Annotated in this window: 22 protein-coding genes; 17 read left to right on the top strand and 5 right to left on the bottom strand. The window is 67.7% G+C overall.

The genetic code is table 11. The features are described from left to right. The first annotated feature begins 102 nt into the window (after window positions 1-102). From alaS to nusB, 10 genes are all read left to right on the top strand, one after another. Window positions 103-2823, top strand: a complete 2721-nt coding sequence (alaS, locus tag CWT10_RS07965; protein ID WP_103063370.1) for an alanine--tRNA ligase — start codon at window positions 103-105, stop codon at window positions 2821-2823. 29 nt (window positions 2824-2852) lie between these two features. Continuing rightward, on the top strand, window positions 2853-3329 hold the full coding sequence (gene ruvX / locus CWT10_RS07960; protein WP_103063371.1) for a Holliday junction resolvase RuvX: 477 nt from the start codon (window positions 2853-2855) through the stop codon (window positions 3327-3329). Further along, window positions 3326-4570 carry an endolytic transglycosylase MltG gene (gene mltG, locus CWT10_RS07955; RefSeq protein ID WP_103063372.1) on the top strand — a complete coding sequence of 415 codons (1245 nt, stop codon included), beginning with the start codon at window positions 3326-3328 and terminating at the stop codon, window positions 4568-4570. The genes ruvX and mltG overlap by 4 nt, the downstream gene beginning before the upstream one ends. Before the next feature lie 5 nt (window positions 4571-4575). Further along, entirely contained in the window at window positions 4576-5562 is a 987-nt protein-coding gene (locus tag CWT10_RS07950; protein ID WP_103063373.1) for a shikimate dehydrogenase, read from the top strand. A 7-nt stretch (window positions 5563-5569) separates the two neighbouring features. Then, window positions 5570-6790, top strand: a complete 1221-nt coding sequence (gene aroC / locus CWT10_RS07945) for a chorismate synthase (protein ID WP_103063374.1) — start codon at window positions 5570-5572, stop codon at window positions 6788-6790. 86 nt (window positions 6791-6876) lie between these two features. Next, a complete protein-coding gene (aroB, locus tag CWT10_RS07940) occupies window positions 6877-8697 on the top strand; it encodes a 3-dehydroquinate synthase (RefSeq protein ID WP_103063383.1) in 1821 nt (606 codons plus the stop codon). Beyond that, window positions 8694-9251, top strand: coding sequence for a shikimate kinase (locus tag CWT10_RS07935; RefSeq protein ID WP_103063375.1), 558 nt, complete (start codon window positions 8694-8696; stop codon window positions 9249-9251). Before aroB ends, CWT10_RS07935 begins: the two co-directional genes overlap by 4 nt. 4 nt (window positions 9252-9255) lie before the next feature. Next, the gene (locus CWT10_RS07930; RefSeq protein ID WP_103063376.1) at window positions 9256-9936 is read left to right on the top strand and encodes an FMN-binding negative transcriptional regulator; all 681 of its coding nucleotides are present in this window, start codon (window positions 9256-9258) and stop codon (window positions 9934-9936) included. Between the two features lie 122 nt (window positions 9937-10058). Beyond that, on the top strand, window positions 10059-10622 hold the full coding sequence (efp, locus tag CWT10_RS07925) for an elongation factor P (RefSeq protein WP_103063377.1): 564 nt from the start codon (window positions 10059-10061) through the stop codon (window positions 10620-10622). Between the two features lie 6 nt (window positions 10623-10628). Next, window positions 10629-11162, top strand: a complete 534-nt coding sequence (gene nusB / locus CWT10_RS07920) for a transcription antitermination factor NusB (protein ID WP_103063378.1) — start codon at window positions 10629-10631, stop codon at window positions 11160-11162. 178 nt (window positions 11163-11340) lie between these two features. On the opposite strand, the gene CWT10_RS07915 is transcribed toward nusB, so the two are convergent. The 5 genes from CWT10_RS07915 to CWT10_RS07895 form a co-directional block, all read right to left on the bottom strand. Beyond that, window positions 11341-12732 carry an MFS transporter gene (locus tag CWT10_RS07915; RefSeq protein WP_103064445.1) on the bottom strand — a complete coding sequence of 464 codons (1392 nt, stop codon included), beginning with the start codon at window positions 12730-12732 and terminating at the stop codon, window positions 11341-11343. Between the two features lie 48 nt (window positions 12733-12780). Further along, complete coding sequence (locus tag CWT10_RS07910; protein ID WP_103064444.1) at window positions 12781-13728, bottom strand: sugar kinase; 948 nt, start codon at window positions 13726-13728, stop codon at window positions 12781-12783. Window positions 13729-13875: 147 nt separating this feature from the next. Continuing rightward, a complete protein-coding gene (locus tag CWT10_RS07905) occupies window positions 13876-14760 on the bottom strand; it encodes an L-ribulose-5-phosphate 3-epimerase (RefSeq protein ID WP_199176405.1) in 885 nt (294 codons plus the stop codon). Continuing rightward, complete coding sequence (locus tag CWT10_RS07900) at window positions 14757-15425, bottom strand: 3-dehydro-L-gulonate-6-phosphate decarboxylase (RefSeq protein WP_103064442.1); 669 nt, start codon at window positions 15423-15425, stop codon at window positions 14757-14759. The genes CWT10_RS07905 and CWT10_RS07900 overlap by 4 nt, the downstream gene beginning before the upstream one ends. A 15-nt stretch (window positions 15426-15440) precedes the next feature. Further along, window positions 15441-16433: a phosphotriesterase family protein gene (locus CWT10_RS07895; RefSeq protein WP_103064441.1), complete on the bottom strand. Its 993-nt coding sequence runs from the start codon at window positions 16431-16433 to the stop codon at window positions 15441-15443. 227 nt (window positions 16434-16660) lie between these two features. Here CWT10_RS07895 and CWT10_RS07890 point away from each other — a divergent pair, with 227 nt between their 5' ends. The 7 genes from CWT10_RS07890 (at window position 16661) to pyrF (ending at window position 26386) form a co-directional block, all read left to right on the top strand. Next, complete coding sequence (locus CWT10_RS07890; protein WP_103064440.1) at window positions 16661-17617, top strand: sugar-binding transcriptional regulator; 957 nt, start codon at window positions 16661-16663, stop codon at window positions 17615-17617. A 290-nt stretch (window positions 17618-17907) separates the two neighbouring features. After that, on the top strand, window positions 17908-18495 hold the full coding sequence (gene pyrR / locus CWT10_RS07885; protein ID WP_103064439.1) for a bifunctional pyr operon transcriptional regulator/uracil phosphoribosyltransferase PyrR: 588 nt from the start codon (window positions 17908-17910) through the stop codon (window positions 18493-18495). Continuing rightward, the gene (locus CWT10_RS07880) at window positions 18492-19496 is read left to right on the top strand and encodes an aspartate carbamoyltransferase catalytic subunit (RefSeq protein ID WP_103064438.1); all 1005 of its coding nucleotides are present in this window, start codon (window positions 18492-18494) and stop codon (window positions 19494-19496) included. The genes pyrR and CWT10_RS07880 overlap by 4 nt, the downstream gene beginning before the upstream one ends. Then, a complete protein-coding gene (locus CWT10_RS07875; RefSeq protein WP_103064437.1) occupies window positions 19493-20830 on the top strand; it encodes a dihydroorotase in 1338 nt (445 codons plus the stop codon). Before CWT10_RS07880 ends, CWT10_RS07875 begins: the two co-directional genes overlap by 4 nt. Beyond that, entirely contained in the window at window positions 20827-22158 is a 1332-nt protein-coding gene (carA, locus tag CWT10_RS07870; RefSeq protein WP_103064436.1) for a glutamine-hydrolyzing carbamoyl-phosphate synthase small subunit, read from the top strand. The genes CWT10_RS07875 and carA overlap by 4 nt, the downstream gene beginning before the upstream one ends. Further along, the gene (gene carB / locus CWT10_RS07865; RefSeq protein ID WP_103064435.1) at window positions 22158-25493 is read left to right on the top strand and encodes a carbamoyl-phosphate synthase large subunit; all 3336 of its coding nucleotides are present in this window, start codon (window positions 22158-22160) and stop codon (window positions 25491-25493) included. The genes carA and carB overlap by 1 nt, the downstream gene beginning before the upstream one ends. Beyond that, complete coding sequence (gene pyrF, locus CWT10_RS07860; protein WP_103064434.1) at window positions 25490-26386, top strand: orotidine-5'-phosphate decarboxylase; 897 nt, start codon at window positions 25490-25492, stop codon at window positions 26384-26386. The genes carB and pyrF overlap by 4 nt, the downstream gene beginning before the upstream one ends. Window positions 26387-26390 lie beyond the last annotated feature (4 nt).

Here is a 26390-nt window from a genome sequence, read left to right as displayed (position 1 = left end):
TTCGGGGCGTCCGCGGTATTCGGGGTAATCTCGCCCCGATCCTCCAACCGCCGCGTGCCTACTGCACGCCCTACCCCGATACGAGAACAGGACGAGGCTCTCATGCGCACCTCACAGATCCGCTCCCGCTGGCTGGACTACTTCGCGGCGAACGATCACGAGATCCGCCCCTCCGTGTCCTTAGTGTCACCGGAACCCTCCATCCTGTTCACTGTGGCCGGCATGGTCCCCTTCATCCCCTACATCCTGGGCACCGAGAAGGCGCCCTGGCCGCGTGCCGCCTCGGTGCAGAAGTGCATCCGCACCAATGACATCGACAACGTCGGACGCACCACCCGCCACGGCACCTTCTTCCAGATGAACGGCAACTTCTCCTTCGGCGACTACTTCAAGGAGGGGGCTATCGACTATGCCTGGGATCTGCTGACCGGCAGCCGGGAGGAGGGCAAGTACGGCCTGGACGGCGACCGGCTGTGGATGACCATCTGGGAGGAAGATAAGGTCTCCTTCGACCACTGGACCCGGGTGATCGGCGTTCCCGCGGAACGTGTCCAGCTGCTGCCCTTTGCGGAGATCTCCTGGTCCACCGGGCAGCCCGGCCCGGCCGGCTCCTGTTGCGAGATCCACTACGACCGCGGCCCCGACTACGGCCCGGACGGCGGCCCGCTGGCGGACACGGCCGGCGACCGCTTCCTGGAGATCTGGAACCTGGTGTTCGACGAGTTCATCCGCGGTGAGGGCGAGGGCCACGACTTCGAGCTTGTCGGCAGACTCGACCACACCGCCATAGATACCGGCCTGGGCCTTGAACGTCTGGCATTCATCATGCAGGACAAGCCCAACATGTATGAGATTGACGAGGTCTACCCCGTCATCGCCGCCGCCGAAGCCATGAGCGGCAAGACCTACGGCCGCGGCGCCGTTGGGCCCCAGGCCGGCGACGCCTACCTGGACGATGTACGCCTGCGCGTGGTTGCCGACCACGTCCGCTCCGCCCTGATGCTAATCGGTGACGGCGTACGCCCCGGCAACGACGGCCGCGGCTACGTGCTGCGGCGCCTGATCCGCCGCGCGGTGCGCTCCATGCGCCTGCTCGGCGTCGGCGAGGCCACGCTGCCCACTCTGCTAACCACCTCCAAAGACGCCATGAAGGCCTCATATCCGGAGCTCGAAACTGGCTGGGAAACCATCTCCCAGGTCGCCTACGCCGAAGAGGAGGCCTTCCGCCGCACCCTGGCCGCCGGCACCACGATTCTGGATACCACCGTCGCCTCGGCTAAGCAGGAGGCCGCGGCATCGGGCCGCGGCGCCCGCCCGATCGTGCCCGGCAAAGCGGCCTTTGAGCTGCATGACACCTACGGCTTCCCGATCGACCTGACCCTGGAGATGGCCGCCGAGCAGGGTGTGGACGTTGATGAGTCCACCTTCCGCACCCTCATGGAGGAGCAGAAGGAGCGCGCCCGCGCCGACGCCCGCGCCAAAAAGGCCGGGCACACCGACGTGCGCGTTTTCCAGGACATAGAGAAGCAGATGGGCGGCGGCTCGGAGTTCCTCGGCTACACCGAGTCGGCGGCGGACGCTAGCGTCACCGGTCTGCTGGTCGACGGCGTGCCCGTCCCGGCGGCCACCGCCCCAGCGGAGGTGGAGGTCATCCTTGACCGCACCCCCTTCTACGCCGAGATGGGCGGGCAGCTGGCCGACCACGGCACCATCCGGCTGGCCGACGGCGGAGTCATTGAGGTGCACGACGTCCAGGCACCCATTGCCGGCCTGTCCGTGCACCGTGGCACACTCACCGAGGGCACAGCCGCCCTGGGTGAACGCGCCTACGCCGAGATCGACACGGTGCGGCGTCTGGCCATCGCCCGCGCGCACACCTCCACCCACATGGTTTACGCGGGTCTGCGCCAAATCGTGTCTTCCGACGCCGCCCAAGCCGGTAGTGAGAACTCTCCGGCCCGGCTGCGTTTCGACTTCCGTCACGGCTCGGCGCTAACTGGCGGGCAGATGGATGACATTGAGGCCCTGGTCAACGAGCGCGTCGCCGAGAATCTCCCGGTCACCACCGAGGTCATGGACCTGGAGGAGGCGCGGGCCTCCGGAGCAATCGCCCTGTTCGGGGAGAAGTACGGCAAGCAGGTGCGGGTGGTGACAATCGGCGACGGATTCGACCGGGAGCTGTGTGGTGGCACCCACGTGCCATCCACCGGCCACATCGGCCGCATCGCCCTGTTGGGGGAGGGGTCCATCGGTTCCGGAGTGCGCCGCATCGACGCGCTCGTAGCCGACTCGGCCTACGGCTTCCAACACAAGGAACACGCCCTTGTGTCACAGTTGGCCGCCATGGTGGGCGGGCGGCCCGAGGAGCTTCCCGGACGCGTCGAGAGTCTTTTGACTAGATTGAAGGATGCAGAGAAGAAGTTGGCCGCCGCCGAGCAGGCCGCCTTGGCCGCCCGCGCCGGGCAGATCGCGGCGGCCGCCGGCCGCACCGGCGACTACCTGCTGGCCAGCGCCGCGCTGGGTGAGGTGGGCTCAGCCGACGCCCTGCGGTCCGTGGCGCTGGACGTGCGTGGACGCCTACCCGAGTCCGAGGCGGTAGTAGTCGCTTTGGCCGCTGAGGCCAACGGTCGTCCGTTCGTCGTCGTCGCCACCAATTCAGCGGCTCGTGCCCGCGGCGCCCGAGCGGGGACACTGGTGCGCGCCGCCGCTCAGGCACTGGGTGGTGGTGGCGGCGGCAAGGACGACCTCGCCCAGGGCGGCGGTCAGGACCCCACCGCCATCCCCGCGGCCTTGGCTGCCGTCAGCGCAGCACTGACAGCCTGAAGAACACGCGACATTGAAGTGGGGTTGCTGTGAGGTCCGGGGTTCGGCTCGCCTTCGACGTGGGCAAGGTGCGCGTGGGCGTGGCCCGCTGCGACGCCGACGCCATCCTTGCTGTTCCCGTGACTACTTTGCACCGTGACCGTTATGGCGGCGACCTCGAGGAGGCCGCCGACCTCGTGGCCGACCATAACGCGCTTGAAGTGATCGTTGGCCTGCCTCGGAATATGAGCGGAGGTTCTTCCAGTTCTACCCACGACGCCCGCGGTTGGGCGCGCCGCCTCGCGGGGATGATCGCTCCCGTGCCGGTGCGCCTGGTGGACGAGCGAATGACCACCATCACCGCCCACAGGGAGTTGCACGAGTCGGGCAGGCGGGAGAAGAGTTTCCGAAGCGTTGTTGATCAGGCGGCCGCCGTGGTCATACTTGAACAGGCCCTCGCAACCGAGCGCTCCACCCATGCCCCGGCGGGCGAGCAGGCCGATCCCATCCAGAGAGGCAGACAGTGACCGAGGACGACTTCTTCTCTGCCGTCGGCATTGAGGCCCCCGACGCGGAGCAACCACAGTCGGACAGCCGTAAGAGCCGGCGCCATGGCCGACAAGCCGAGCGCAACCGTCGCCGCCGCAAGCGCCGCCGGCACGTGCTCACCGCATTGGTGCTGGTGCTGGCACTGGCCGGAGTGGGCTTCGGCGGCTACAAGGCCATCAGCGTGATCAGGAGCGCCCAACCGGCTCAGACCGCTATCTCCGACTACACGGGCGCCGGCGGGGATGACGTCGTGGTCACCATTCCGGACGGTGCCACCGGAGCCGACATCGGCCAGATACTCGCCGATGCCGACGTGGTGGCCACCGCTGGGGCGTTCAGGGACGCCTACGCGGCCAACTCGAAGTCCGGCAACATACAGGCCGGCACCTACACCCTCAAGAAGCACATGTCCGCGGCCAACGCCGTTGCCCTGCTGCTGGACCCCTCCTCCCGTTCCGGCCACACCCTGACCGTGCCGGAAGGGGCCACCAGGGCACAGGTGAAGGAAAGGCTAATGAGCGTAGGCGGTTACACCGACGCCGAGGTTGAGCAGGCCTTCGCCGACACCGCCGGAATCGGGCTGCCAGAGGCCGCCGGCGGCGACGTGGAAGGGTGGCTCGCCCCCTCCACCTACGACATCGCCGAAGACGCGAGCGCAACCGACGTGGTGGCTTCCATGGTCTCCACCACGATCACACGTCTGAACAACGCCGGTGTGGAGGAGAAGAGCTACGGACAGGTGCTGACCAAGGCCTCGATTATTGAGCGGGAGGTCTTCCACGCCGAGTACTACGGGAAGGTGGCGCGGGTGATCGAGAATCGCCTGGCCGACACCAACGGGGAGACCGGGGGCAGGTTGGAGATGGACTCCACCGTCCTGTACGGGCTGGGCCGCAGTGGCGGCATTCCCACCACGGATGAGATCGCCGATTCCGCTAACGCGTACAACACCTATCTGCACGCCGGACTGCCACCGACCCCTATCGGCAGTCCCAGCGAGGCCGCCATCCAGGCGGTTGTCGATCCCCCCGAGGGCGACTGGCTGTACTTCGTCACCGTGAATCTGCAGACCGGCGACACCCTCTTCGCCGCCACCCATGAGGAGCAGAAGAAGAACACGGAGAAGCTAACCGCCTACTGCAAGGACCATCCCGAGGTCTGCTCCGGCGCTTCGGCCGCCCCCACCACCCAGCCGACCGCCACGGCGGACGCCGAGTAGCTGTCATGCCCACCACCTCCGGTGCCGCCCGCCACCGGGCGGCCGTCATCGGATCACCGGTTGCGCACTCACTTTCACCGGTGCTGCATCTGGCCGCCTACGCCACCCTCGGTTTGGACGACTGGGTCTATGAACGCCGTGAGATCACGCCAGCAGGCCTGCCCGACCTGCTGGATGAGGTGGCGGCGCCGGCCTTGGCCGATCCGATCTGGGAGGGGCTCAGCGTCACCATGCCGCACAAGCAGACCCTGGTGCCGCGACTGGACGTGATCGATCCGCTGGCCGCCACGATCGGGGCCGTCAACACCGTTGTCGCCCAACGTCCCGGACGGGGCCGGGCCCTGCTGGCGGGCTTCAACACCGATGTCGCCGGCATAGTTGGCGCCTTACGGGAGACCCGCGGTCGCCCCGGACCCGATCCCTGTGCCGCAGTGCCGGTACGCGGCGTCGTGCTCGGCTCCGGGGCGACCGCCTGCTCCGCGCTGGCCGCCCTGGCCGAGCTCGGCGCCACCGATATCACCATCGCCGCCCGTCGCCACGCCGGACCCGGCCGGGCCCTGGCCGCGGCCCACCGCATGGGACTGGAGGTCACCGCCTTGAACTGGCGGCCCGGTCGCTCCGATTCCGATCTCGAGGTCGCTACGACGGCGGCCGGAGCGGACATCGTCATCTCAACCCTGCCCGCGGGCGCCGCGAATACGCTGGCAGCCCCGATAAGCACCGCCATGGCCGGAAGAAGGAAGGTGACGGCGGCCATCCTGCTCGACGTCGTCTATGCGCCCTGGCCCACCCCGTTGGCGGACGCGTGGCGTAACGGTGGCGGGTCTGTGGCCCCCGGCTGGCTCATGCTGCTGCACCAGGCGGTGCCGCAGGTCAGGCTCATCACTGGCCGTACCCCCGAATTATCCGCCATGCGACACGCGCTGATGCGCGCACTGGCCGACCGCATCGGGTTGAACGACGATGACGCGGCCGCCCCGAGCATGGGATGATCGGCCTATGCTGCGATGGATGACCGCCGGTGAATCCCACGGCGAGGCGCTAACCGCCGTCCTGGAAGGTGTGCCTGCGGGCGTAGAAATCACAAGCGCGCAAATCCGGGCCGCCCTGGCGCGCCGCCGCAGGGGTCACGGGCGCGGCGCCCGCCAAAACTTCGAGGCCGACGAGCTGACGATCCTCGGCGGTATACGCCACGGCCGCACCCTGGGCAGCCCCATTGCCTTGCGTATCGGCAACTCGGAGTGGCCCAAGTGGTCCACCGTCATGAGCGCCGACCCGGTCCCCGAATCCGCCCTGCGCAAGCACGCGGGCACCGGTGACGAACGCGAGATCGCCCGCAACCTGCCGCTGACCCGGCCACGTCCGGGCCATGCCGACTTAGCCGGCATGCTCAAATATGACCTCCCCGACGCCCGGCCCGTCCTGGAGCGCGCCTCCGCCCGTGAGACCGCCGCCCGGGTGGCTCTGGGCGCCGTCGCCGAGGCACTGCTGGAGCAAGTAGCCGGTATTCGTCTGGTCAGCCATGTGGTGCGCATCGGCGCCGTCGAACTGCCGCAGGCCGTGCCGGCGCCCACCGCCGAGGACGAGCAGCGGCTAACCGACGATCCGGTGCGCTGCACCGACCCCGCCACCAGCGCCGCAATGATCGCCGAGATCGACGCCGCCCGGAAGGCCGGGGACACGCTCGGTGGCGTCGTTGAGGTGATCGCCACCGGCGTGCCCATAGGCCTGGGCACCCACGTGCAGGCCGACCGTCGCCTCGATGCTCGTTTGGCCGGGGCACTGATGGGCATTCAGGCGGTCAAGGGAGTGGAGATCGGTGACGGCTTCGCCGAGGCTTCACGTCGGGGCTCGAGCGCACATGATGAGATTCTCGGATTGGATTCCGGACGGGTGGTGCGCGCCACCAACCGGGCCGGCGGCATTGAGGGAGGCATCAGCAACGGCGCCGACGTAAGGGTGCGGGCCGCCTACAAGCCCATATCCACCGTTCCCCGTGCTCTGCGCACCGTAGACCTGGCCGATGGTGAACCCGCTACCGGGCTGCATCAGCGCTCCGACACCACCGCAGTGGTCCCTGGCGCCGTGATCGCCGAGGCGATGGTGGCGTTGGTACTGGCACAGGCCCTGCTGGACAAGACCGGTGGGGACTCGCTGGCGGAGGTGCGTCGCAACCTGGCCGGCTATCTCGCTCACGTGTCCGAACGCACCCGTTGGTAACCGGTTCCACGATCACCCATACGCCGAAGGAGTCGTTACCCATGAATCCCATGGTTTCCACCACTCACTCCCGCCCTTCGGGCGGCATGGTACGAACCGACACCGTCGTCAACGCCGACCAGTTGCCGCTCATACTGGTCGGGCTGCCCGGATCCGGCAAGACCACGGTGGCCCGCCTACTGGCAACCGCCTTGGGAGTGCAGGTCACCGACACGGATGCGGAGATCCGTCGTCGCGCCCGCATGACTATTCCCGAGATCTTCGCGACCGAGGGGGAGGACGGTTTCCGGGAACGGGAGTCCCGCGCCCTGCGGGCGGTGCTCAGCGGCGAGGCCGCCGCCCAGGGGGTGGTGGCGCTCGGAGGCGGAGCCGTGCTGCGGGAGGAGAACCGCCGTCTGCTGCGCGGCCGCATAGTCGTGCATCTGGTGGCCACCCCCGCCACCGCGGCCGCCCATGTGGGTGACGGCGCAGGCCGCCCGCTGATCGGTCGTGCCTGCACCACCGCCGACTCCGATGCCACCGCGGCCGCCCGAGACGACGTAGCCATCGATGTGCTTGCCCGCATGGAGACCCTGCACGCCGAGCGCGCCGAGTTATATCGGCAGGTTGCCACCATCTCCGTTCCCACCGACGGACTCACCCCGGAGCAGGTGGCCGCGCTGGTGCTGGTCTCCCTGGGTGCGGCTCCGTCTCAGGCCGCAGCCGCACTGGCACCCGTTTGCGCCACCGACCGTGCCCCTCGGCAGGCCGCAACCCGGCCGCGGCACGAGGACGGCATCACCCGGATCACCGTTCCGGCCAGCACCGCGGCGCGCCCCTATGACGTGGTTATCGGATCGGGCCTGACCGAAGCCGTCACCCGCGCCGTCCTGGAGGCGCCCGGTGCGGGGGGCGGCGGGGTGGCACTGGTGCATGCCCAGGCCCTGGCCGGGGTCGCCGCCGACTATGCGACCGCCCTGAATAGGGCAGGTCTACGGGTGAGCCGTATTGAGGTACCGGATGGGGAGAGCGCCAAGAAGGCCACCGTACTGAACGAGATCTGGGAGCAGTTGGGTGCCTTACGCATGGGACGGGACGGCTGCCTGGTCGGCGTCGGAGGCGGGGCTGCCACCGACCTGGCGGGATTCGCCGCGGCCACCTGGCTGCGTGGCGTGCCGGTCGTGCAGGTGCCCACCAGCCTGCTGGCGATGGTGGATGCCGCCGTTGGGGGCAAGACCGGCATAGACACCGACTCCGGCAAGAACCTGGTTGGCGCCTTTCACCCTCCTGCCGCCGTGATCGCCGACCTGGGCCACCTGGTGACGCTGCCCGCACCGGAGCTGCGTGCCGGTATGGGGGAGGTCGTCAAATGCGGATTCATCGCCGACCCGGTGATCCTGGACCGGGTGCTGGCCGAGCCGATCCCGCCGACCGCTCACTCACCGGGGATCTGCGAGTTGGTGACCCGTTCAGTGGCGGTCAAGGCCTGCGTGGTAGGGGAGGATCTAGCCGAATCCGGTCTGCGGGAGATCCTCAACTACGGGCACACCTATGCGCACGCCATCGAGAAGGTCACCGGTTACACCTGGCGGCACGGCGAGGCGGTCGCCGTTGGCTGCGTCTTTGCCGCCGAGGTCTCGCACCGGCTGGGATATCTGGATGCCGAGGCGCTGGCGCTGCACCGGCGCGCCTTTAGCGCCGCCGGCCTGCCGGTGGCATTCCCCGAAGGCGCGGATGCCTTTCAGGCACTGCACGCGGCTATGACCGCGGATAAGAAGGCGCGTGCCGGCAGGCTGCGCATGGTGCTATTGGAGGACATCACCAAACCCGTGCGCGGTGTCAGGCCCTCCCTGGAGGTGCTGCGCGCCGCCCATGAGGCGGTCACGGCAGCCCCTAAGGGGGACTCGGTCCCCGGAGGCCCGGAGTGAAATCCTCCGGGGTGGTGCTGATCGGTGTTCCCGGTGCGGGCTGTTCCAGTGTTGGCCGGGCCCTGGCGCAGGCCACCGGGGCGATGCTGGTGGACGTCGGACAGGAGACGGCCAGAGTGCTGGGAACCTCTGCGGACATTGCCCTGGTAGCTGTTGGGGAGGAGCGCTACCGGCGCGCCGAGACGGCCACCGCCCTGGCGGCCATAGACCGGGCCCTCGGGGAAGGTGCCGTTGTGGCCCTCGGATCCGGTTGCCTGGGCGACTCGGAGATACGCAGTGCCCTGAAGCGGGCCGAGACCGACGGCGCGCGCCTGGTCCATCTGACGGCCGCCGCGCGACGCCTGGCCACCCGCAATGGCCTGGACGCCCCCCGGTCGGTGGCCCTGGGCAATGTCCACCAGGCCTTCATACACATGCTGCGCCAGCGCGAGGAGGCGTGCGCGGACGTGAGCGCCGTCGTCGTCGACACCACCGAGACCACCCCCGCCCAGGCCGCCGCCGCGATACTAGACCGGAACGACCTCGACCGGGTGACCGGTCACGCCATAAAGTGACCTCATGTACGTGCCCGGGCATTTCGAGCTCCCCGATGATTACGCCACCGCGATGCTTGCCCGCCCCCGCGTGGGCAATCTCATCACCGTGCACGACGACGCGCCGCAGGCCACGCTCGTGCCCTTCTACCGGGATACCGAGCGCGGCACGCTGGTCACCCATCTGGTGCGCAACAACCCGCAGGTGCGCGAGCCGATCACCGGCGGCGCCATGGTAATCTTCGACGACGTAGACGCCTACGTTTCACCGAGCTGGTACGCCACTAATGCGATTCAGGCGAACGTGCCCACTTGGGACTACATCACCTTGCACGTGTGGGGGCCGGTGCATATCGACCCCGACCCCCAGGCGGCCCTACGAGCTGCGCGTCGACTTACCGAGCTGTATGAGTCCGATGACGTGCTCGGTGCGGTAGGGGAGGAGAAGCTCGAGCGGATGGCGCGAGCGATCGTGGCGGTCGAGGTCGGCATCGAGCGGGTCCGGGGCAAGGCCAAGATGAGCCAGAACCGGCACCCCGATGATATCCGCTCCCTCGCCGCGCAGCTGGCCCGCCAAGGGCAGGACCGTATGGCCGAGTTCCTGTTGGAGGTCTCCCTGCCCTATGCCGAACAGCGTTACGCCACCTTGGCCCGCCTGGGAGATCTGCATGCCCTCCACCCACCCAGGTCGGCTGAAATAACCTGAAGTGGTTGCGGCATCCCGCTCGTGACGGGCATGACAGGCATCTGCCCGAGCACTGCCGGATCAGGGCGGTAAGCTTGTGCGGTCTAAGACTTCGACATCCCCTAGCGAGTAAGGAACCGCACGTGGCAACGACGAACGACCTGAAGAACGGCATGGTGCTCAACCTGGAGGGGCAGCTGTGGCAGGTGGTCGAGTTCCAGCACGTCAAGCCGGGCAAGGGCCCCGCCTTCGTGCGCACCAAGATCAAGAACGTTCTGTCCGGCAAGACGGTCGACCGGACCTTCAACGCCGGTCTCAAGGTTGAGACCGCCACAGTCGACCGGCGTGACATGCAGTTCTCCTACAAGGACGGCGACGACTTCGTCTTCATGGACGTCAAGACCTATGAGCAGACCTATGTTTCGGCCGATGTGGTCGGGCAGTCGGCCGATCTCATGCTGGAGGGCCAGGACGTGATTGTCGCCTTCCATGAGGAGACAGTGCTGTTCGTGGAACTGCCGGCTGCCGTGGTGCTGACCATCTCCCACACCGAGCCTGGACTGCAGGGCGACCGCTCCTCTGCGGGCACCAAGCCCGCCACACTGGAGACCGGTGCCGAGATCCAGGTCCCGCTGTTCCTCAACATCGGCGACAAGGTCAAGGTCGACACCCGCTCCCGCTCCTACATCTCGCGCGTCACCGACTGACCGCCGATGACCGAATCTATGCCGGTATCGGAGCCCGACGCCGCCGCGGAGCCACTGGATGATGACGGTGCTCCCGCCAAGGGCGAGCGCCCCAAATACCCGGTCACCGCACGCACCAAGGCGCGGCGGCGTGCCGTGGAGGTACTCTTCGAGGCCGACCAGCGCGGCCTACTGGCCGGACCATCCGGGGTGCAGAACCTCCGGGAATTAGCCGCCGAGCGGGCCTTCCACTCCGCCAATCACACCGAGGCGCCCGCCTACACCCGCCAGGCGCTGGCCGGCGTCGCCGACCATCTGGCCGAGATTGACGAGACCATAGAAACCTACTCCCACGGGTGGGTGCTCAGCCGCATGCCGGCCACGGACCGGGCCATAGCGCGCCTGGCCACCTGGGAAATCGTCTGGAATGACGATGTCGATGGGCCGGTAGCCGTCGACGAGGCGATCACCCTTGCTCGCATGCTGTCGACCGACGACTCCCCCCGCTTCCTCAACGGGCTGCTGGGCCGCATCGGCGACCTGGCCGACACGCTACGCTGAATTCGACTCGTCCATAGACCCCGTTTTTGCCTACTGCGGCTACCGCGGGGTCTGGTCTGTTCCGGGTCGTTTACTCGTGAGCTGCGGAATGTGGCTCTTCCGGTTTGAGGGTGTTGGCGGTTGGCAACGTGATGCGCTGTCGTGGCCGCGGTCGGCGGACCGCGGCCACGACACGACGCTAGATGTCCTCCAGGGAGGCACCCTTGGTCTCGCGCGCGAATAGATAGGTCACTCCGCCCAGGAACAGCAGCATCGCAAAGATAATGAAGGGCACGAACACCACTTCATGGCTGAGCTCGGCCGAGCCCACCAGGGCGCCCACAAAGTAGGGGCCGACCACCTTCGCTATCGCGCCGATGCCGTACCCGAGCCCTAGCCCGGTGGAGCGCGCCTCAGTGGGGAACTGCTCCCCGCCGAAAGCGTTGAGGATGCCGAATGCGCCGTCGCCGAACATCATCACAATGAAGATGCCGGCGAAGAACACGTACCCGGCGTTACCGATCTCATCGCCGGTGACCATCCGCGTTGAGAAGGCAGCGATTAGAGCGCCGATCGCGCCAATCATGCCGCAGCCGAACATGGTCCAGCGCCGTCCGATCTTGTCCGAGATCCAGGCCGATCCCAGGCGCCCCAGCAGGTCGCCGAGAGACACGAACATGAACAGGGTTGCCACGGTTCCCGCGTTGAACTTGAAGGACTGCCCTAGCAGCGTCTGTCCCCAAGACTGGACCGTGAATGAGCCCATTATGAAGCAGAAGGATCCTGTTGCCACCACCAGCAGCTGCTTCGGATACCTGGAGAAGATGACCGCATAGGACGCTGAGGACTTTTGCGGCAGCTCCGGCAGATCGGCCACCTGTTCAACAGGGATCTCCATGGCCCAGGCGTAGGCCTCCCGGGCCTCGCGCTCCCGCCCCCTTGACTGCAAGAAGCGCGGTGATTCCGGAATGATCCGGGTCCAAGCCAACAGGACAATGGGGATGCAGCCAATGGCGATCAAGCCACGCCACCCAACGGGGCCACCGAGGTACTTGGTGACCAGCCCGCCCAGGAAGATCCCCGCAGGGATGAACACACTCGTGAGCCCGGCCAGCAGTCCCCGTTGCTTGGCCGGCACGAACTCCTGCACGTAGGGCACGGAGGTAATGTTCAGGCCTCCGACACCGAATCCGACTCCCGTGCGCAAGATGGTCAGCAGGATCCAGCCGTTAACGGGGGTGATTGCCGAGGCCGCAGTGAAGACCACCAGCACCACGATGCACCAGATGAAGGCGTGTTTGCGGCCGAAAACGTCTGCCAGGCGCCCCCAGGTGATCGATCCCAGTACCGTGCCCAGGCCCGCGCCTGCCAGGATTACTCCCGACTGAAATCCGGTCAGGTTCCAGCCGGGCGTCTCGATGAGTAGATTTATGATGAAACCGATGAGAAACATGTCGAAGAACTCCGACACGTTGCCCACAATAGCCATGCTGATAAGCGACTTCTGGTGTCCGGTCAGGCGATGATTGTCGATCTGCTCAGGGGCGGTTCTGCCCTGCGGCGCCGCCGACTGCGCTGTCTGTGTGCTCATTTCATTCCGATCTCGTTGAAGGAGGATGAACGCTGGTGCGGGGCCTTGTCACCGGAGGATGTCCGAGCCCTGGAGGGTCTGGAGCTCGCCGGCCCGCACATGTGTGAGGTCGCCGTGGTGCGTCAGCGCTATCTGAGCGACCTTGGTGCCCATCTGGATGCCCTTCTCCACGTCGCCGTCCAGCCAGCCGTGTAGGGTGCCGGCAACGAAGGAGTCACCCGCACCGGGCCGGTCGATCACCGGCACCGAGTGGATCTCGAAGGTCCGGTCTTTCTCCGCCGTCGACAGGTAGGTGCCGGCGCGGCCGTCGGTTGAGACAACCGTGGGCACGCCCATTTCCTCGCGCAGGGCGTGGCAGGCCTGCACGTCGGCCTTGTCGATGCCGAACACGATGCGCGCGTCGGTGCGCGAGCAGAACAGGATCGAGGATTGGCGCGCAATCGGCTCCAGGGTGGCGCGGGCCTGCTCGCCGCTCCACAGCAGTGAGCGGAAGTTGACGTCCAGGGCGAGGTCCACGCCCCTTTCGACGGCGGCGTCGGCGAAGTACCGCACCACCCGGGCGGTCTCGGGGGTGAGCGCGGCGGTGATGCCGGTAAGGAAGACGACGCGGGTGTCCAGCAGGGCGTCCCAGTTGAACTCCTCCGGCGTGATGGTGCGAAATGGCGTGTGCAGCCGGTCGTAGGTGACTTTGCCCGGCAGCGGAAACTCGCCCGGCTCGAGGAAGTACAGGGCCACGCGGCCTTCCTCAGTCATCACCGTGTGGCGGATGTCCACGCCGACGGCGGAGTACTCCAGGGCGATGCGGTCGGCCAACTCGCCCCTGGGCAGCTTCGAGGCCCAGGCGGTGGAGCGGCCCAGTTGGCTGAGCAGGCCGGCGACGTTGGCCTCGGAGCCGGCGGCGGTCATGCGCAGTGAACGGGCCGTCGCCAGCCGGTCGCCGCGTTCGCAGGTGAGGCGGATCTGTCCCTCACCGATGGTGGTCAGGTCGTACGTCATTGTTCGGTCCTTCTGGTTGGCTGTGTATGGCCGCGAGTTCGCGGCGGTGCGGCTGCCTGTCTGGCTGTGGCCGCGGGTGTGTTCGAAGACGGTCGGGGGGACGGCGTATGCCGGGTGCGGCTCGCGGTGCGAGTCGTTAAGTGGCGCTCAGGGCTTGTCGATGGCGATGCCGGCGCCAGCGGCCTTGCCCTCAATGAATTCGCGGGCGCCGATGCAGCGCGCCACTGAGTCGGGGGCGTCGTCGTTCCACATCTCGATCATGAGTCGACCGGTCCAGTGCTGCTCGGCGAGCAGCTTGAAGGACAGGTCCCAGTCGACGATGCCCGTGCCCATGTCCACCCTGCGGGGCTCGCCGCGCCGCACGTCCTTGGCGTGCATGGCCACCATGTGCCCACGGCCGGCCTCGAGTTCGACGATGGGATCGAGCCCCTGCTCGGCGATGTTGCCCAGGTCCGGGTAGACCTGCAGATAGGGGGAGCCGACGGCGTCAACGAACTCCATGGCCTTGCCGATGGAGGTCACGTCCGTGCCGTCAACGTTCTCAATCCCCATCACCACTCCCAGGCGGGAGGCCAGGGGAACGGCGTCGGCCAGCAGCTGGCAGTACCAGCGCTCGGCGTCAGGGTGCGGGTCCTCGTAGTAGGCGTAGTAGCCCGCGACCTGGATCACGGGCGCGCCTAGCTCGTGGCACAGTTCGAGGCCCCGGGCCATGACCTCCCGGGCCCGTCGCCTGACTTCGGGGTCGGCCGAGCCCGGGCCGATGCGCCGGTGCACCGACAGGCACACCCCGCCGATGCCGGTGCCGACCGATTCGGCGGCCTGTCGAACCATGCGGCACTGGCGCGGCCCCCACTCCAGGCGGGCCTCCCGCTCGGGGGACTCGTCGACCGACAGGTCCAGGAAGGAGTAGCCGGCCTGCGGCACCTGCGCCAGGAAGCTCGCCCAGTCGTCCGGGCTGGCCAGCGGGTTGGAGACCAGGGCCTTCTCATAGATGCCCAGACGGATGCCGTCATCAAGGAAGGTCATGCTCATGGCCACACCTTGTCGATGGCATCGCGCAGGGCGGCTGCGGAGCCGGCCGGGTCGGCGGCGGCCACAATTGACCGGCCGGCGATGACGATGCCTACCCGCCTGCCGATGAAGGCGGGCAGATCCCCCACATTGATGCCCCCGGTGACGGTGACCGTGAAGCCCATGTCCGCCAGTTCGTCGACGCGGTCCATGTCCTCGGCCTTCCAGGACAGGTCGCCGGCCGCCTCGCGGTCGCGGGAGCGCTTGACGATGACGTGCTGGACGCCGGCGGCGCGCCAGGCGCGGGCACGCTCGGGGTCGTACCACTCGTCGGCCAGCTCCACCTGCACCTCGCCGTCGAAATCCGCGGCTACCTTGCAGACCTGCTCGATAGTGGTCATGGAGGCGCCCGCCACGCAGGAGACCAGGTCCGCGCCGGCCTCGAAGGCAAGGCGAGCGATTTTGGCACCGGCCTCCGCGATGCGCACGTCGGCCAGGATCTGCTTGTTGGGGAACAGGGCGCGGATGTTGCGCACCGCATGGTAGCCCTCGCAAAGGATCAGGATGGTGCCGCACTCGATGATGTCGACGTACGGCGCCGCCTGCTGCAGCGGGCCCAGCGCACTGGGCTGGTCCAGGGTGTCCAGGGCGATCTGGAGCCTGGGCGTGTTGCGGGGTTCGCTCATTTCGATTCGCCTCGTTCAGTCGGCCAAGGGCTCGAAGGCGAAGAACGTCGCGGCATTGTTCACCAGCAGGTCCTGGACATAGTCGGGGTCGAAGCCCTCGTCGTCGATCAGGCGCGGGCAGAACACGGCCGGGTCGTAGTCGATCCCGGAGACCGAGCCGTAGGCCTTCTGGTAGGAGGCCTTGCCAGAGTCGGTGCCGAGCAGTATCTGCTTGCCGTAGCCCTTCTCACCTAGCACTTTGAGCAAGTTGACGCGGGCGTTGTCCGGCACGTATTTGATGCGGTTGGTGCCGTCCAGTTCCACGTAGGCGCCTAGCTTCGTGATCTGCTCCTGGACCCACGGGTCCCAGTTGCGCTGGATGTGGCCGATGGCGATCTTCTCCGGGGCCACGCCCTGGTCGATCAGGAAGCGGGCCTGCTCGGGGCCACAGGTGCCGGCGGTGACATGGGTGTTGACCGGCGCGCCGGTCTCCTTGGAAGCAATGGCGACGGCCTTACCGGTCTTGACCTCCCAGTCAGTGATCTTCCCGTAGGCGGTGGCCCACTTGATCACGCCGGCACGCACGTCGGTGCGTCTGACCAGCGGGCCCATGTAGTCGCCCGCGTCAACGCCTTCGACGATGTCGGCGATCAGCAAGTCGGCGATCTCGTTGACGGTGTACTGGTTGACCCAGGACTGGCGCCACTCCAGGTACACCTTCTGCTGGTGGAAGCCGGTGGCCTGGATGACCTGCAGGTCGGGGACCCGTTCGACCACCCGCTTGAGCTTGACCACGCCGCGGCCACAGGAGGCCGGACACATGTCCACGATGGTGGCGGTCGGGGCGAAGCGCTTGGAGGCGGCGACGAAGTATCCGGCTTCCTGGGCCGCCTTATCCTCGTCATCCAGAAGATGGTCGGGGTCGATGTAAACCTCGCCCGCGCCGACGCGGATGAGGTGGTCGTGGGCGTTAACGACGCCGAGTGTGGACGGATCGACGTCGCCGTTGATGGTGCGGACAACTGCCATATGGTTCTCCTTCGAACGGGTGAGCGAGGGAGCCGCCGGGTGGGAGCCGGTCCCAAGTTCCCAGTTCCCACCGTTGCGACGCCTTAACGCTAGGCATGGCCCGACCCGTCTACAAAAGGCGGTCATGCACGTTCGTGCATCTTTCCATCAGCGAAGGTGGTGTTCACAACCGATACGCCTGCAATATTTACAGTGAAATACGAAGTTGCTGATCGTAAGATGCAACTATGTGCGCCAACCTGGACCGTGAGCAGGCGCGGCTGCTGCTCAATATCGCTCACCTTTACTGGGACCGGGATCTGAGTCAGGAGGAGATCGCCGAACGCCTGGGCTACTCGCGTTCCACGGTCTCACGCAAACTGACCGAGGCCCGCAGGGTTGGGATCGTGCGGGTAACCGTTGCCCACCCCATCGAGCGCCTAATGGCGCTGGAGGAGCAGCTCAGTTCGGCCTACAGCCTTAAGGAGGCGCGCGTCACCGAGGTCTCCCACCCGGTGCTCCCTGGTGTGACGCCCGACGTGGCCAGGGCCGCGGCAGAGCTGCTGGTCGACTACTGCGGGCCGCGTTCGGTGATAGCTGTGTCCAATGGACGGGCAGTGGCCGCCGTCGTACAGCAGACGCCTGAGCGCACCTGGCCGAGTTCTACCGTCGTGTCCATGATCGGCTCGGCGGGCGAGTCCTTCGACCTGGGCGACGGCGGCGACGTGTGCCGCAATCTCGCCATGCGGCTGGGAGGCCGGTATCGCTCCCTTACCGTGCCTTTAGTGTTCGACTCTCTGAATCTGGCGCGCGCCGTACGCCAAGAGGATCAGGTAGCCACCACCCTGGAACTGGCCGCGCGCAGCGACGTTGCCCTTACGGGTATCGGTGCGGTGGGCGAGTCCGCCAGCCCGCTGCTGCGCAAGTGGATGACACCGCAGGTGGTGCGCGAGTGCCGCCGTCGTGGCGCAGTTGCACACCTGTGCGGACATCATCTGGACGCCGAGGGAAGACACGTGCCCACGGCGCTGTGTGAGCGCACCCTGTGCATGGAGCCCGAACGGCTTAAGGCGATTCCAGTGGTGGTCGGCGTGGCTGCCGGCGAGGACAAGATCACGGCTATCCGGGCTGCGCTGCGTGGCGGCTTCCTCTCCGCGCTCGTGACCGATGAGGTCACCGCCCGCGCGGTGCTCGAGGGGAGCTGAGCGTGCTGCTGACGGGCGAGGGGCTGGCGTGGGCGTTCCGCCGTCATATACGAATGCGGCTAAGGCACCCAACCCGGCACCGTGGGCGGGCGCGACTCCCCATGCCATATCGACCGAACTCGGCGGTAATATCGGCCGAACTCGGCGGTAACGTCGACCGAACTCGGCGTGGGGGGTGTGAGGCTCACCGGGCGGACACCGGACGCGTCGGCCCAGTCCCTGCGCTAACATCGGCCCGACCGACATCCTTGAAGCCCGTCCAGTGAGGCGGAGAAGGAGGTCCACATACCGTGGCCGCAGCCCAGCCCAGCGGGAAGCAGATCCTCGGCGCTGCCGAGATTCAGCGCTCCCTCGTCCGCATAGCCCACGAGATCCTCGAACGCAATCGGGGCAGCAGTGACCTGATGATTCTCGGCATCCCAACCGGCGGAGTCCCATTGGCCCAGCGTCTGGCCGCCGCCCTGGAGATGGCAGCCAAAGGGGAGGAAGGTGCCGGCGCCCCGCCGGTAGGCACCCTCGACATCACCATGTACCGCGACGATCTCGGCCGTCATCCCATCCGCGTGCCCCGGCCCACGCGGATTCCGGGTGAGACTCTGGAGGGACGCACCGTCATCCTGGTTGACGACGTCCTATTCTCCGGCCGCACCATCCGGGCCGCCCTGGACGCCCTAGGCGCAATCGGCCGCGCCGACGCGGTTCAGCTGGCCGTCCTGGTGGACCGGGGTCACCGCCAGCTACCCATCCGGGCCGACTATGTGGGTAAGAATCTGCCCACTTCGCGCTCGGAGAAGGTGGTAGTCGCCCTGACCGAGCTCGGCGCCGACGCGGACGCCGTGACCATCGTCGACGCCCAGACCCAGGAGGCCACCCGATGAAGCACCTGCTGTCCGCCAAGGACCTGTCCCATGACGAGGCGGTGATGGTGCTCGACACCGCCGAGGCAATGGCCGCTACCCAGCGCCACGCCGTCAAGAAGCTGCCCACCCTGCGCGGCAAGACCGTGGTGAACCTCTTCTTCGAGGACTCCACCCGCACTCGGCTGTCCTTCGAGGCCGCCGCCAAGCGCCTGAGCGCCGACGTCATCAACTTCTCCGCCAAAGGCTCCTCGGTCTCCAAGGGGGAGACCCTGAAGGACACCGCACAGACCATCATGGCCATGGGCGCCGACGCAGTGGTGGTGCGCCACTCCGCCTGCGGCGCCGCCCACCTGCTGGCGCACGCTGGCTGGATTGACGTGCCCGTCCTCAATGCTGGCGACGGCACCCACCAGCACCCCACCCAGGCGCTGCTGGACGCCATGACCCTGCGCCGCTGGTACGCCCCCGGCGGACCAGCCTCCGGTTCGGCCCGCGCCGCCGACGGCGCCCCGGCCCCCCAGGGCCGTGACCTGGAAGGGGCCCGAGTGATCATCGTCGGCGACGTATTGCACTCACGGGTGGCCCGCTCAAATGTCGACCTGCTCACAACGCTGGGCGCGCGGGTCACCCTGGTCGCCCCACCCACCCTGCTGCCGGTGGGCATGGATGACTGGCCCTGCGAGGTCTCCTACGATTTCGATGCCGCCATCGCCGCCGTCGAGCCCGATGCCGTGATGATGCTGCGCGTGCAGCGCGAGCGCATGAGCGCCGCGGGCGGTGGCTTCTTCCCCAGCCCGGAGGAGTACTCACGCGGCTACGGGCTCGGCGCGGTGCGCCGAACCGCCATGCCCGAACACGCCATCGTCATGCACCCCGGCCCTATGAATCGTGGCCTGGAGATCACCGCCGACGCCGCTGACGACCCCCGCTCGCGCGTGGTCGAACAGGTGGGTAACGGCGTCTCTGTGCGTATGGCCGCTCTCTACCTGCTCCTCGCCGACGAAGGGAACCAGCTGTGACCGCTCACCTCCTGCCCGGTGTCCGCCCCTATGGCGAGGACGCCACCGATGTCCTGATCAGCGAAGGCCGCCTGGCCGCCATCGGCTCCGACGCCGCCGCCCAGGCCCCCGCCGACGCCCACCGCCACGACGACCTGGCCGGCCGGGTGCTACTGCCCGGTCTGGTGGACATTCACACCCACCTGCGTCAACCCGGCGGTGAGAGCGCCGAAACCGTCTACACCGGCACCCGTGCCGCCGCCGTCGGCGGTTACACCGCCGTGTTCGCCATGGCCAACACCACCCCTGCGCAGGACAACGCCGGTGTGGTCGAGCAGGTGCTGCGCCTGGGCAACCAGGCCGGCTGGGTGGATGTGCACCCTGTCGGTGCCGTCTCCGAGGGGCTTAAGGGTGAGCACCTGTCCCAGATGGGTGCTATGGCGCACTCTGCCGCCCGGGTGCGTGTCTTTTCCGATGACGGCAACTGCGTATCCGACCCGGTGCTCATGCGCCGCGCCTTGGAATACGTCAAGTCCTTCGACGGCGTGATTGCCCAGCACTCCCAGGACCCGCGCCTGACCGAGGGCTCCCAGATGCATGAGGGCCGTGTCTCGGCCGAGCTCGGCCTGGCCGGCTGGCCCGCCGTCGCCGAGGAGTCGATCATCGCCCGTGACGTCTTATTGGCGGGGCACGTCGGTTCCCGCCTGCATGTGTGCCACCTGTCCACCGCCGGCAGCGTGGAGATCATCCGCTGGGCCAAGGCCCGCGGAATCAATGTCACCGCCGAAGTCACCCCTCATCATCTGCTGCTGACCGACGAACTGGCCCGCACCTACTCGCCCCGGTACAAGGTCAACCCGCCGCTGCGCACCGCCGCCGACGTGGAGGCGGTGCGAGAAGCACTGGCCGACGGGACCATCGACGTGGTCGGCACGGATCACGCCCCCCATCCGCGCGAGTCCAAAGACTGCGAGTGGCAGGCCGGCGCCTTCGGCATGACCGGTCTGGAGACAGCCCTGCCAATCATCATCGCCACCATGGTCGAGCCCGGACTCATGACCTGGCGGGACGTGGCGCGCGTGCTGTCCGAAACGCCGGCCCGCATCGGTCGACTAGCCGATCAGGGCCGCCCGCTGGCCGTGGGAGAGCCCGCCAATGTCACGGTGGTGGACCCCGGCGTGCGGCAGGTAGTTGACCCCGAGTCCCAGTGGACTCGTTCCACCAACACCCCCTACGTCGGCATGGAGCTGCCCGGGCAGGTACTGGCCACCTTCCTACACGGCCGCCCCACCGTGCTGGCCGGTCGTCCCGTGGAGCGTGCAAGCCAGGAGACCGAACCGAAGGAGCAGGCATGAACGACTCCAGTCCCACGCCGGCTGCCTACGGCGGTTTCACCAGCCCCGCCCTGCCCGCCGGAGAGCGTATCGTGCGCACCCCGGCACTGCTGGTCCTGGAAGACGGCTACACACTGGTGGGTAGCTCCTACGGCGCCACCGGCTCCACTGTCGCCGAGATCGTCTTCAACACCGGCATGACCGGTTACCAGGAGACTCTCACCGACCCCTCCTACCACCGGCAGATCGTGGTGATGACCGCGCCGCACATCGGTAATACCGGCATCAACGACGAGGACGGGGAGTCCGACCGCATCTGGGTGGCAGGTTTCGTGGTGCGCGACCCGGCTCGGCGCGCCTCCTCCTGGCGATCCCGCCGCGAACTGGAGACCGAGCTGGTGACCCACGGCGTGGTCGGCATTTGCGACATCGACACCCGCGCCCTGACCCGCCACCTGCGTGAGCGGGGAGCCATGCGCGCCGGTATCTTCTCCGGGACCGCCCTGCCCGATGGCGTGGCCTCACCGGAGCAGTCACAGCCGACCCCGCGGGTTATCGAGTCCTGTTTGGACGCGGTACGCTCCGCACCGGCCATGACCGGACAGGCGCTGGCGGCGGAGGTGACCACCACCGAGCCTTACACCGTAGAACCCGGGGGCGACTTCGCCGGCCAGGAGCCGATCGCCGTTGTGGCCGCCATCGACCTGGGTATCAAGGCACGCACCCCCTGGCAGCTGGCCGAACGGGGCGTACGCGTACACGTGCTGCCGCAGTCCACCACCTTGGTCGAGGTACTCGCCCTGCACCCTGATGGAGTCTTTTTCTCCAATGGCCCCGGCGATCCGGGGACGGCCGACGCTGAGGTGGAGCTGCTGCGTGGCGTTCTAGACGCCCGTATTCCCTTCTTCGGTATCTGCCTGGGCAACCAGATCTTTGGCAGGGCGCTGGGCTTCGGCACCTACAAACTTGACTACGGGCACCGAGGCGTCAACCAGCCGGTGTTGGACCGGGCCACCGGCCGGGTAGAGATCACCTCCCACAACCACGGCTTCGCCGTCAACGCACCCACCCAGGGGGCCACAACGGCGCCCTTCGACTCCGGCCGCTACGGGCGGGTGGAGGTCAGCTACCTGGGACTGAATGACGGGGTAGTCGAGGGTCTGCGCGCACTGGACCTGCCCGCCTTCTCAGTGCAGTTCCACCCCGAGGCGGCCGCCGGCCCGCATGATGGCGAGCATCTGTTCGACCGCTTCATCCGCATGATGCACGAGCACCGCGTAGCCGGTGCTTCTACCAAGACCGACTTCGCCACTGCCGTCCCCCAGACCGTTAACGAGGAAAACGCCTGATGCCCCGCCGTACTGACATCTCCTCCGTCCTGGTAATCGGCTCCGGTCCGATCGTGATCGGCCAGGCCTGCGAATTCGACTACTCCGGCACCCAGGCCTGCCGCGTACTGCGCGCCGAGGGCATCCGCGTCATCCTGGTCAACTCCAACCCGGCAACCATCATGACCGACCCGGACATGGCCGACGCCACCTATGTTGAGCCCATTACCCCGGAGGTGGTGGAGGCGATTATCGCCAAGGAGCGTCCTGATGCCCTGCTGCCCACCCTTGGCGGCCAGACCGCACTGAACACCGCCATGAGCCTGGTGGAGGCCGGGGTCCTGGATAAGTACGGGGTGGAGCTTATCGGCGCTCGCGCCGAGGCCATCAACGCCGGCGAGGACCGCGAGGAGTTCAAGCGCGTGGTCGAGCGCTGCGGCGCCGAGGTGGCCCGCAGTGTCATCGCCCACACCATGGCCGAATGTCACGCCGGCGTGGAGGCGCTCGGCGGCTACCCGGTAGTTGTGCGCCCCTCCTTCACCATGGGCGGGCTCGGTTCCGGCTTTGCCTACAACGCCGAGGATCTCGAGCGCATCGCTGGCCAGGGCCTGGCCGACTCGCGCACCAGCGAGGTGCTGCTGGAGGAGTCCATCCTGGGCTGGAAGGAGATCGAACTGGAGGTCATGCGCGACCGGGTCGACAACTGCGTGATGGTGTGCTCCATTGAGAACGTCGACCCTGTGGGCGTGCACACCGGTGACTCCATCACCATCGCCCCGGCCCTAACCCTGACCGATCGGGAGCTGCAGCAGCTGCGCGACATCGCCATTGCGGTCATCCGCGAGGTGGGCGTGGACACCGGCGGCTGCAACATTCAATTCGCCGTGCACCCCAATACCGGCCGCGTGATCGTCATTGAGATGAATCCGCGCGTGTCCCGCTCCTCCGCCCTGGCCTCTAAGGCCACCGGCTTTCCCATCGCCAAGATCGCCGCCCGCCTGGCCGTGGGCTACACCTTGGACGAGATCCCCAACGACATCACCGGATCCACCCCGGCCTCCTTCGAACCGGCAGTCGACTACGTGGTGGTCAAGGTGCCGCGCTTCGCCTTCGAGAAGTTCCGCGGCGCCGACCCGACACTTACCACCACCATGAAGTCGGTGGGGGAGGCCATGGCGCTGGGCCGTTGCTACACCGAGGCCCTGCAAAAGGCCATGCGCTCCATCGACAAGCCCGGCAGCGTCTTCCACTGGAACGGACCGGCTCCCACCGCCGAGCAGCTGCCTGCGCTTATTGAGTCGCTGCGTACCCCTACCGAGCACCGCCTGGTGGACCTGCAGCAGGCCATCCGCGGCGGCGCGACCTTGGAGCAGCTCTTCGACGCCACCGCAATCGATCCGTGGTTCCTGGACCAGATGTTCCTGTTGCAGGAAGTGGCAGAGGCGGTTCGGAGCGCCTCGGCGCTGACGCCCGAGCTGCTCGGGCGTGCCAAGAGGCACGGCTTCTCCGACAGCCAGATCGCCTCTTTGCGCGGCATCGGCGAAGACACGGTGCGGCAGATGCGCCACGCCTTCGGCGTGCGGCCCGTGTACAAGACGGTGGACACCTGCGCCGCCGAGTTCGCCGCCAACACCCCCTACCTGTACTCGACCTACGAGCAGGAAACCGAGGTCGCCCCCCGGGAGCGGGAGGCGGTCATCATCCTGGGTGCGGGACCCAACCGGATCGGTCAGGGCATCGAGTTCGACTACTCCTGCGTGCACGCCACCATGGCCCTGTCCGAGCGCTACGACACCGTCATGGTCAACTGCAACCCGGAGACCGTGTCCACCGACTACGACATCTCCGACCGTCTGTACTTCGAGCCGCTGACCTTCGAGGATGTCATGGAGGTCTATCAGGCGGAGCTGGCCGCCGGTCCGGTCGCCGGCATGATCGTCCAGCTCGGAGGACAGACCCCGCTTTCTCTGGCAGCGCGCCTGAAGGCAGCCGGGGTCCCCATTGTGGGCACCACCCCGGAGGCCATCGATGCCGCCGAGGACCGAGAAGTGTTCGGCGTGGTGCTGGAGCGCGCCGGACTACCCGCCCCCGCCCACGGCACCGCCTTGAGCGACGAGCAGACCCTGGCGGTGGCCGCCGAGATCGGCTTCCCGGTGCTGGTGCGCCCCAGCTATGTGTTGGGCGGACGCGGCATGGAGATCGTCTACAACCGCGATGGCCTAGCCGACTATCTGGCACGCGCCTCCGCTGAGGCCGGTGGCGCCTATGCCAACGGTCCGCTGTTGATAGACCGTTTCCTTGACGACGCCATTGAGATCGATGTTGACGCCCTCTACGACGGTGCCGAGCTTTTCCTAGGCGGCGTGATGGAGCACATTGAGGAGGCCGGTATCCACTCCGGTGACTCTGCCTGTGTGTTGCCGCCCATGACCCTTTCGGATACGGAGATCTCCCGGATCCGCCGCTGCACCGCCGCGATCGCCGCCGGCGTGGGGGTGCGTGGCCTGATCAATATCCAGTACGCGCTGGTATCGGACACGCTGTACGTGATCGAGGCCAATCCGCGCGCCTCACGCACCGTGCCCTTCGTATCCAAGGCGACCGGAGTGCAGCTGGCCAAGGCGGCCGCCCTGATCATGGCCGGCCAGACCATCGCCGACCTCAAGGCCACCGGTCACCTGCCCGCCCACGACGCCTCCGTCACCGACGCTTATGACCCGATCGCGGTCAAGGAGGCGGTGCTGCCCTTCAAGCGCTTCCGCACCCCCTCCGGGCGGGTGGTGGACACGGTGCTCGGCCCGGAGATGCGATCCACCGGCGAGGTCATGGGCTATGACATCAACTTCCCGCGAGCCTTCGCCAAGTCTCAGGCCGGTGCCTACGGCGGGTTGCCGGGCGAGGGCGTTTTGTTCGTGTCGGTCGCGGACCGGGACAAGCGCGCCATCGTCCTGCCTGTGGCCCGCCTGGCCGAACTGGGATTCACCATCTACGCCACCACCGGCACCGCCCAGGTGCTGCGTCGCAACGGCATCGCGGCCACCGCGGTGCGTAAGGTCAGCGAGGGCCGGGGCGCTCATGGCGAGCAGACCATCGTCGGACTGATCGAATCCGGTGCCATAGACATGGTCATCAACACCCCCAAGGGGCAGGGGGCCCGCGCCGACGGCTACTCGATCCGCGCTGCCACCACCAGCGCGGATAAGCCGATCATCACCACCGTCCAGGAGTTGCAGGCGGCGGTGCAGGCGTTGGAGTCGCAGCTGGCCGGCCCCTTCCGGGTGCGCAGCCTGCAGCAGCACGACGCCGATCGGCGCACCCGCCGTACCGAGGCCGCAATGCAGGAGGCGCGCCGATGACTTCCATCCCGGTCGGACACGACGGCACCCGCCGGGCCGGTCTTCCATTCGGCGAGCGCCTGGCCGCCGCTATGGACACCCACGGCCCGCTGTGTGTGGGCATCGACCCGCACCCGGCGTTGTTGGACGCCTGGGGCCTACCAGATACGCCCGCCGGGCTACAGGAGTTCTCCCTGCGCGTGGTTGATGCGCTGGGCGGGCGGGTGGCGGCCGTAAAACCGCAGTCGGCCTTCTTTGAACGGCATGGTTCCGCCGGCATCGCCGTATTGGAGGAGACCTTGGCGGCCCTGCGGCAGGCGGGCACCGCGGCCATCCTGGACGTCAAGCGCGGCGATATCGGCTCCACCATGGACGGTTACGCCCAGGCCTATTTGGCCGATGGCGCCCCCTTGGCCGCGGACGCCATCACGGTTAGTCCGTATTTGGGCTACGGTTCGCTGGCGCCGGCGCTTGACTTGGCGGCACGCACCGGGCGCGGAGTATTCGTGTTGGCGCTGACCTCTAATCCGGAGGGCGCCGCCGTGCAGCACGCCCGCACCGCGGCGGGCCGGGCAGTGGCCGCCGAGGTGGTCGCCGGGGTGGCCGACGCCAACGCCGCCGCCCGGGCTGCCGGCACCCTGGGTTCCATCGGTTTGGTGGTCGGAGCCACCATTGGCGATGCCGTTGGCGCACTCGACATTGATCTACTGGCTGCGAACGCGCCCCTGCTGGCACCCGGTGTGGGGGCTCAGGGCGCCGGGGCGGCACAGCTGCGGGCGGTCTTCGGGGCGGCGCGCCGTAATGTGCTGGCATCCTGCTCCCGCAGCGTGCTCAATTCCGGACCGACCGCCACCGATCTGCGAGCAGCGGCCGCCCGGGCCGCAGCTGAGGCCGCCGCCGCCCTGGCCCCTTGACCGC

It is taken from the genome of Actinomyces qiguomingii (assembly GCF_004102025.1).
Classification (GTDB): Bacteria; Actinomycetota; Actinomycetes; order Actinomycetales; family Actinomycetaceae; genus Actinomyces; species Actinomyces qiguomingii.
The sequence above is the reverse complement of the archived record's forward strand: the minus strand, read 5'-3'. Positions and strand labels throughout refer to the sequence as shown.

What these genes read in the sequence shown, in the direction of transcription:
- alaS (WP_103063370.1), top strand. Translation starts at nt 103, where the DNA reads ATGCGCACCTCACAGATCCGCTCCCGCTGGCTGGACTACTTCGCGGCG.
- CWT10_RS07950 (WP_103063373.1), top strand. Translation starts at nt 4,576, where the DNA reads ATGCCCACCACCTCCGGTGCCGCCCGCCACCGGGCGGCCGTCATCGGA.
- aroC (WP_103063374.1), top strand. Translation starts at nt 5,570, where the DNA reads ATGCTGCGATGGATGACCGCCGGTGAATCCCACGGCGAGGCGCTAACC.
- aroB (WP_103063383.1), top strand. Translation starts at nt 6,877, where the DNA reads ATGGTACGAACCGACACCGTCGTCAACGCCGACCAGTTGCCGCTCATA.
- CWT10_RS07930 (WP_103063376.1), top strand. Translation starts at nt 9,256, where the DNA reads ATGTACGTGCCCGGGCATTTCGAGCTCCCCGATGATTACGCCACCGCG.
- nusB (WP_103063378.1), top strand. Translation starts at nt 10,629, where the DNA reads ATGACCGAATCTATGCCGGTATCGGAGCCCGACGCCGCCGCGGAGCCA.
- CWT10_RS07915 (WP_103064445.1), bottom strand. Translation starts at nt 12,732, where the DNA reads ATGAGCACACAGACAGCGCAGTCGGCGGCGCCGCAGGGCAGAACCGCC.
- CWT10_RS07910 (WP_103064444.1), bottom strand. Translation starts at nt 13,728, where the DNA reads ATGACGTACGACCTGACCACCATCGGTGAGGGACAGATCCGCCTCACC.
- CWT10_RS07905 (WP_199176405.1), bottom strand. Translation starts at nt 14,760, where the DNA reads ATGAGCATGACCTTCCTTGATGACGGCATCCGTCTGGGCATCTATGAG.
- CWT10_RS07900 (WP_103064442.1), bottom strand. Translation starts at nt 15,425, where the DNA reads ATGAGCGAACCCCGCAACACGCCCAGGCTCCAGATCGCCCTGGACACC.
- CWT10_RS07895 (WP_103064441.1), bottom strand. Translation starts at nt 16,433, where the DNA reads ATGGCAGTTGTCCGCACCATCAACGGCGACGTCGATCCGTCCACACTC.
- CWT10_RS07890 (WP_103064440.1), top strand. Translation starts at nt 16,661, where the DNA reads ATGTGCGCCAACCTGGACCGTGAGCAGGCGCGGCTGCTGCTCAATATC.
- CWT10_RS07880 (WP_103064438.1), top strand. Translation starts at nt 18,492, where the DNA reads ATGAAGCACCTGCTGTCCGCCAAGGACCTGTCCCATGACGAGGCGGTG.
- carA (WP_103064436.1), top strand. Translation starts at nt 20,827, where the DNA reads ATGAACGACTCCAGTCCCACGCCGGCTGCCTACGGCGGTTTCACCAGC.
- carB (WP_103064435.1), top strand. Translation starts at nt 22,158, where the DNA reads ATGCCCCGCCGTACTGACATCTCCTCCGTCCTGGTAATCGGCTCCGGT.
- pyrF (WP_103064434.1), top strand. Translation starts at nt 25,490, where the DNA reads ATGACTTCCATCCCGGTCGGACACGACGGCACCCGCCGGGCCGGTCTT.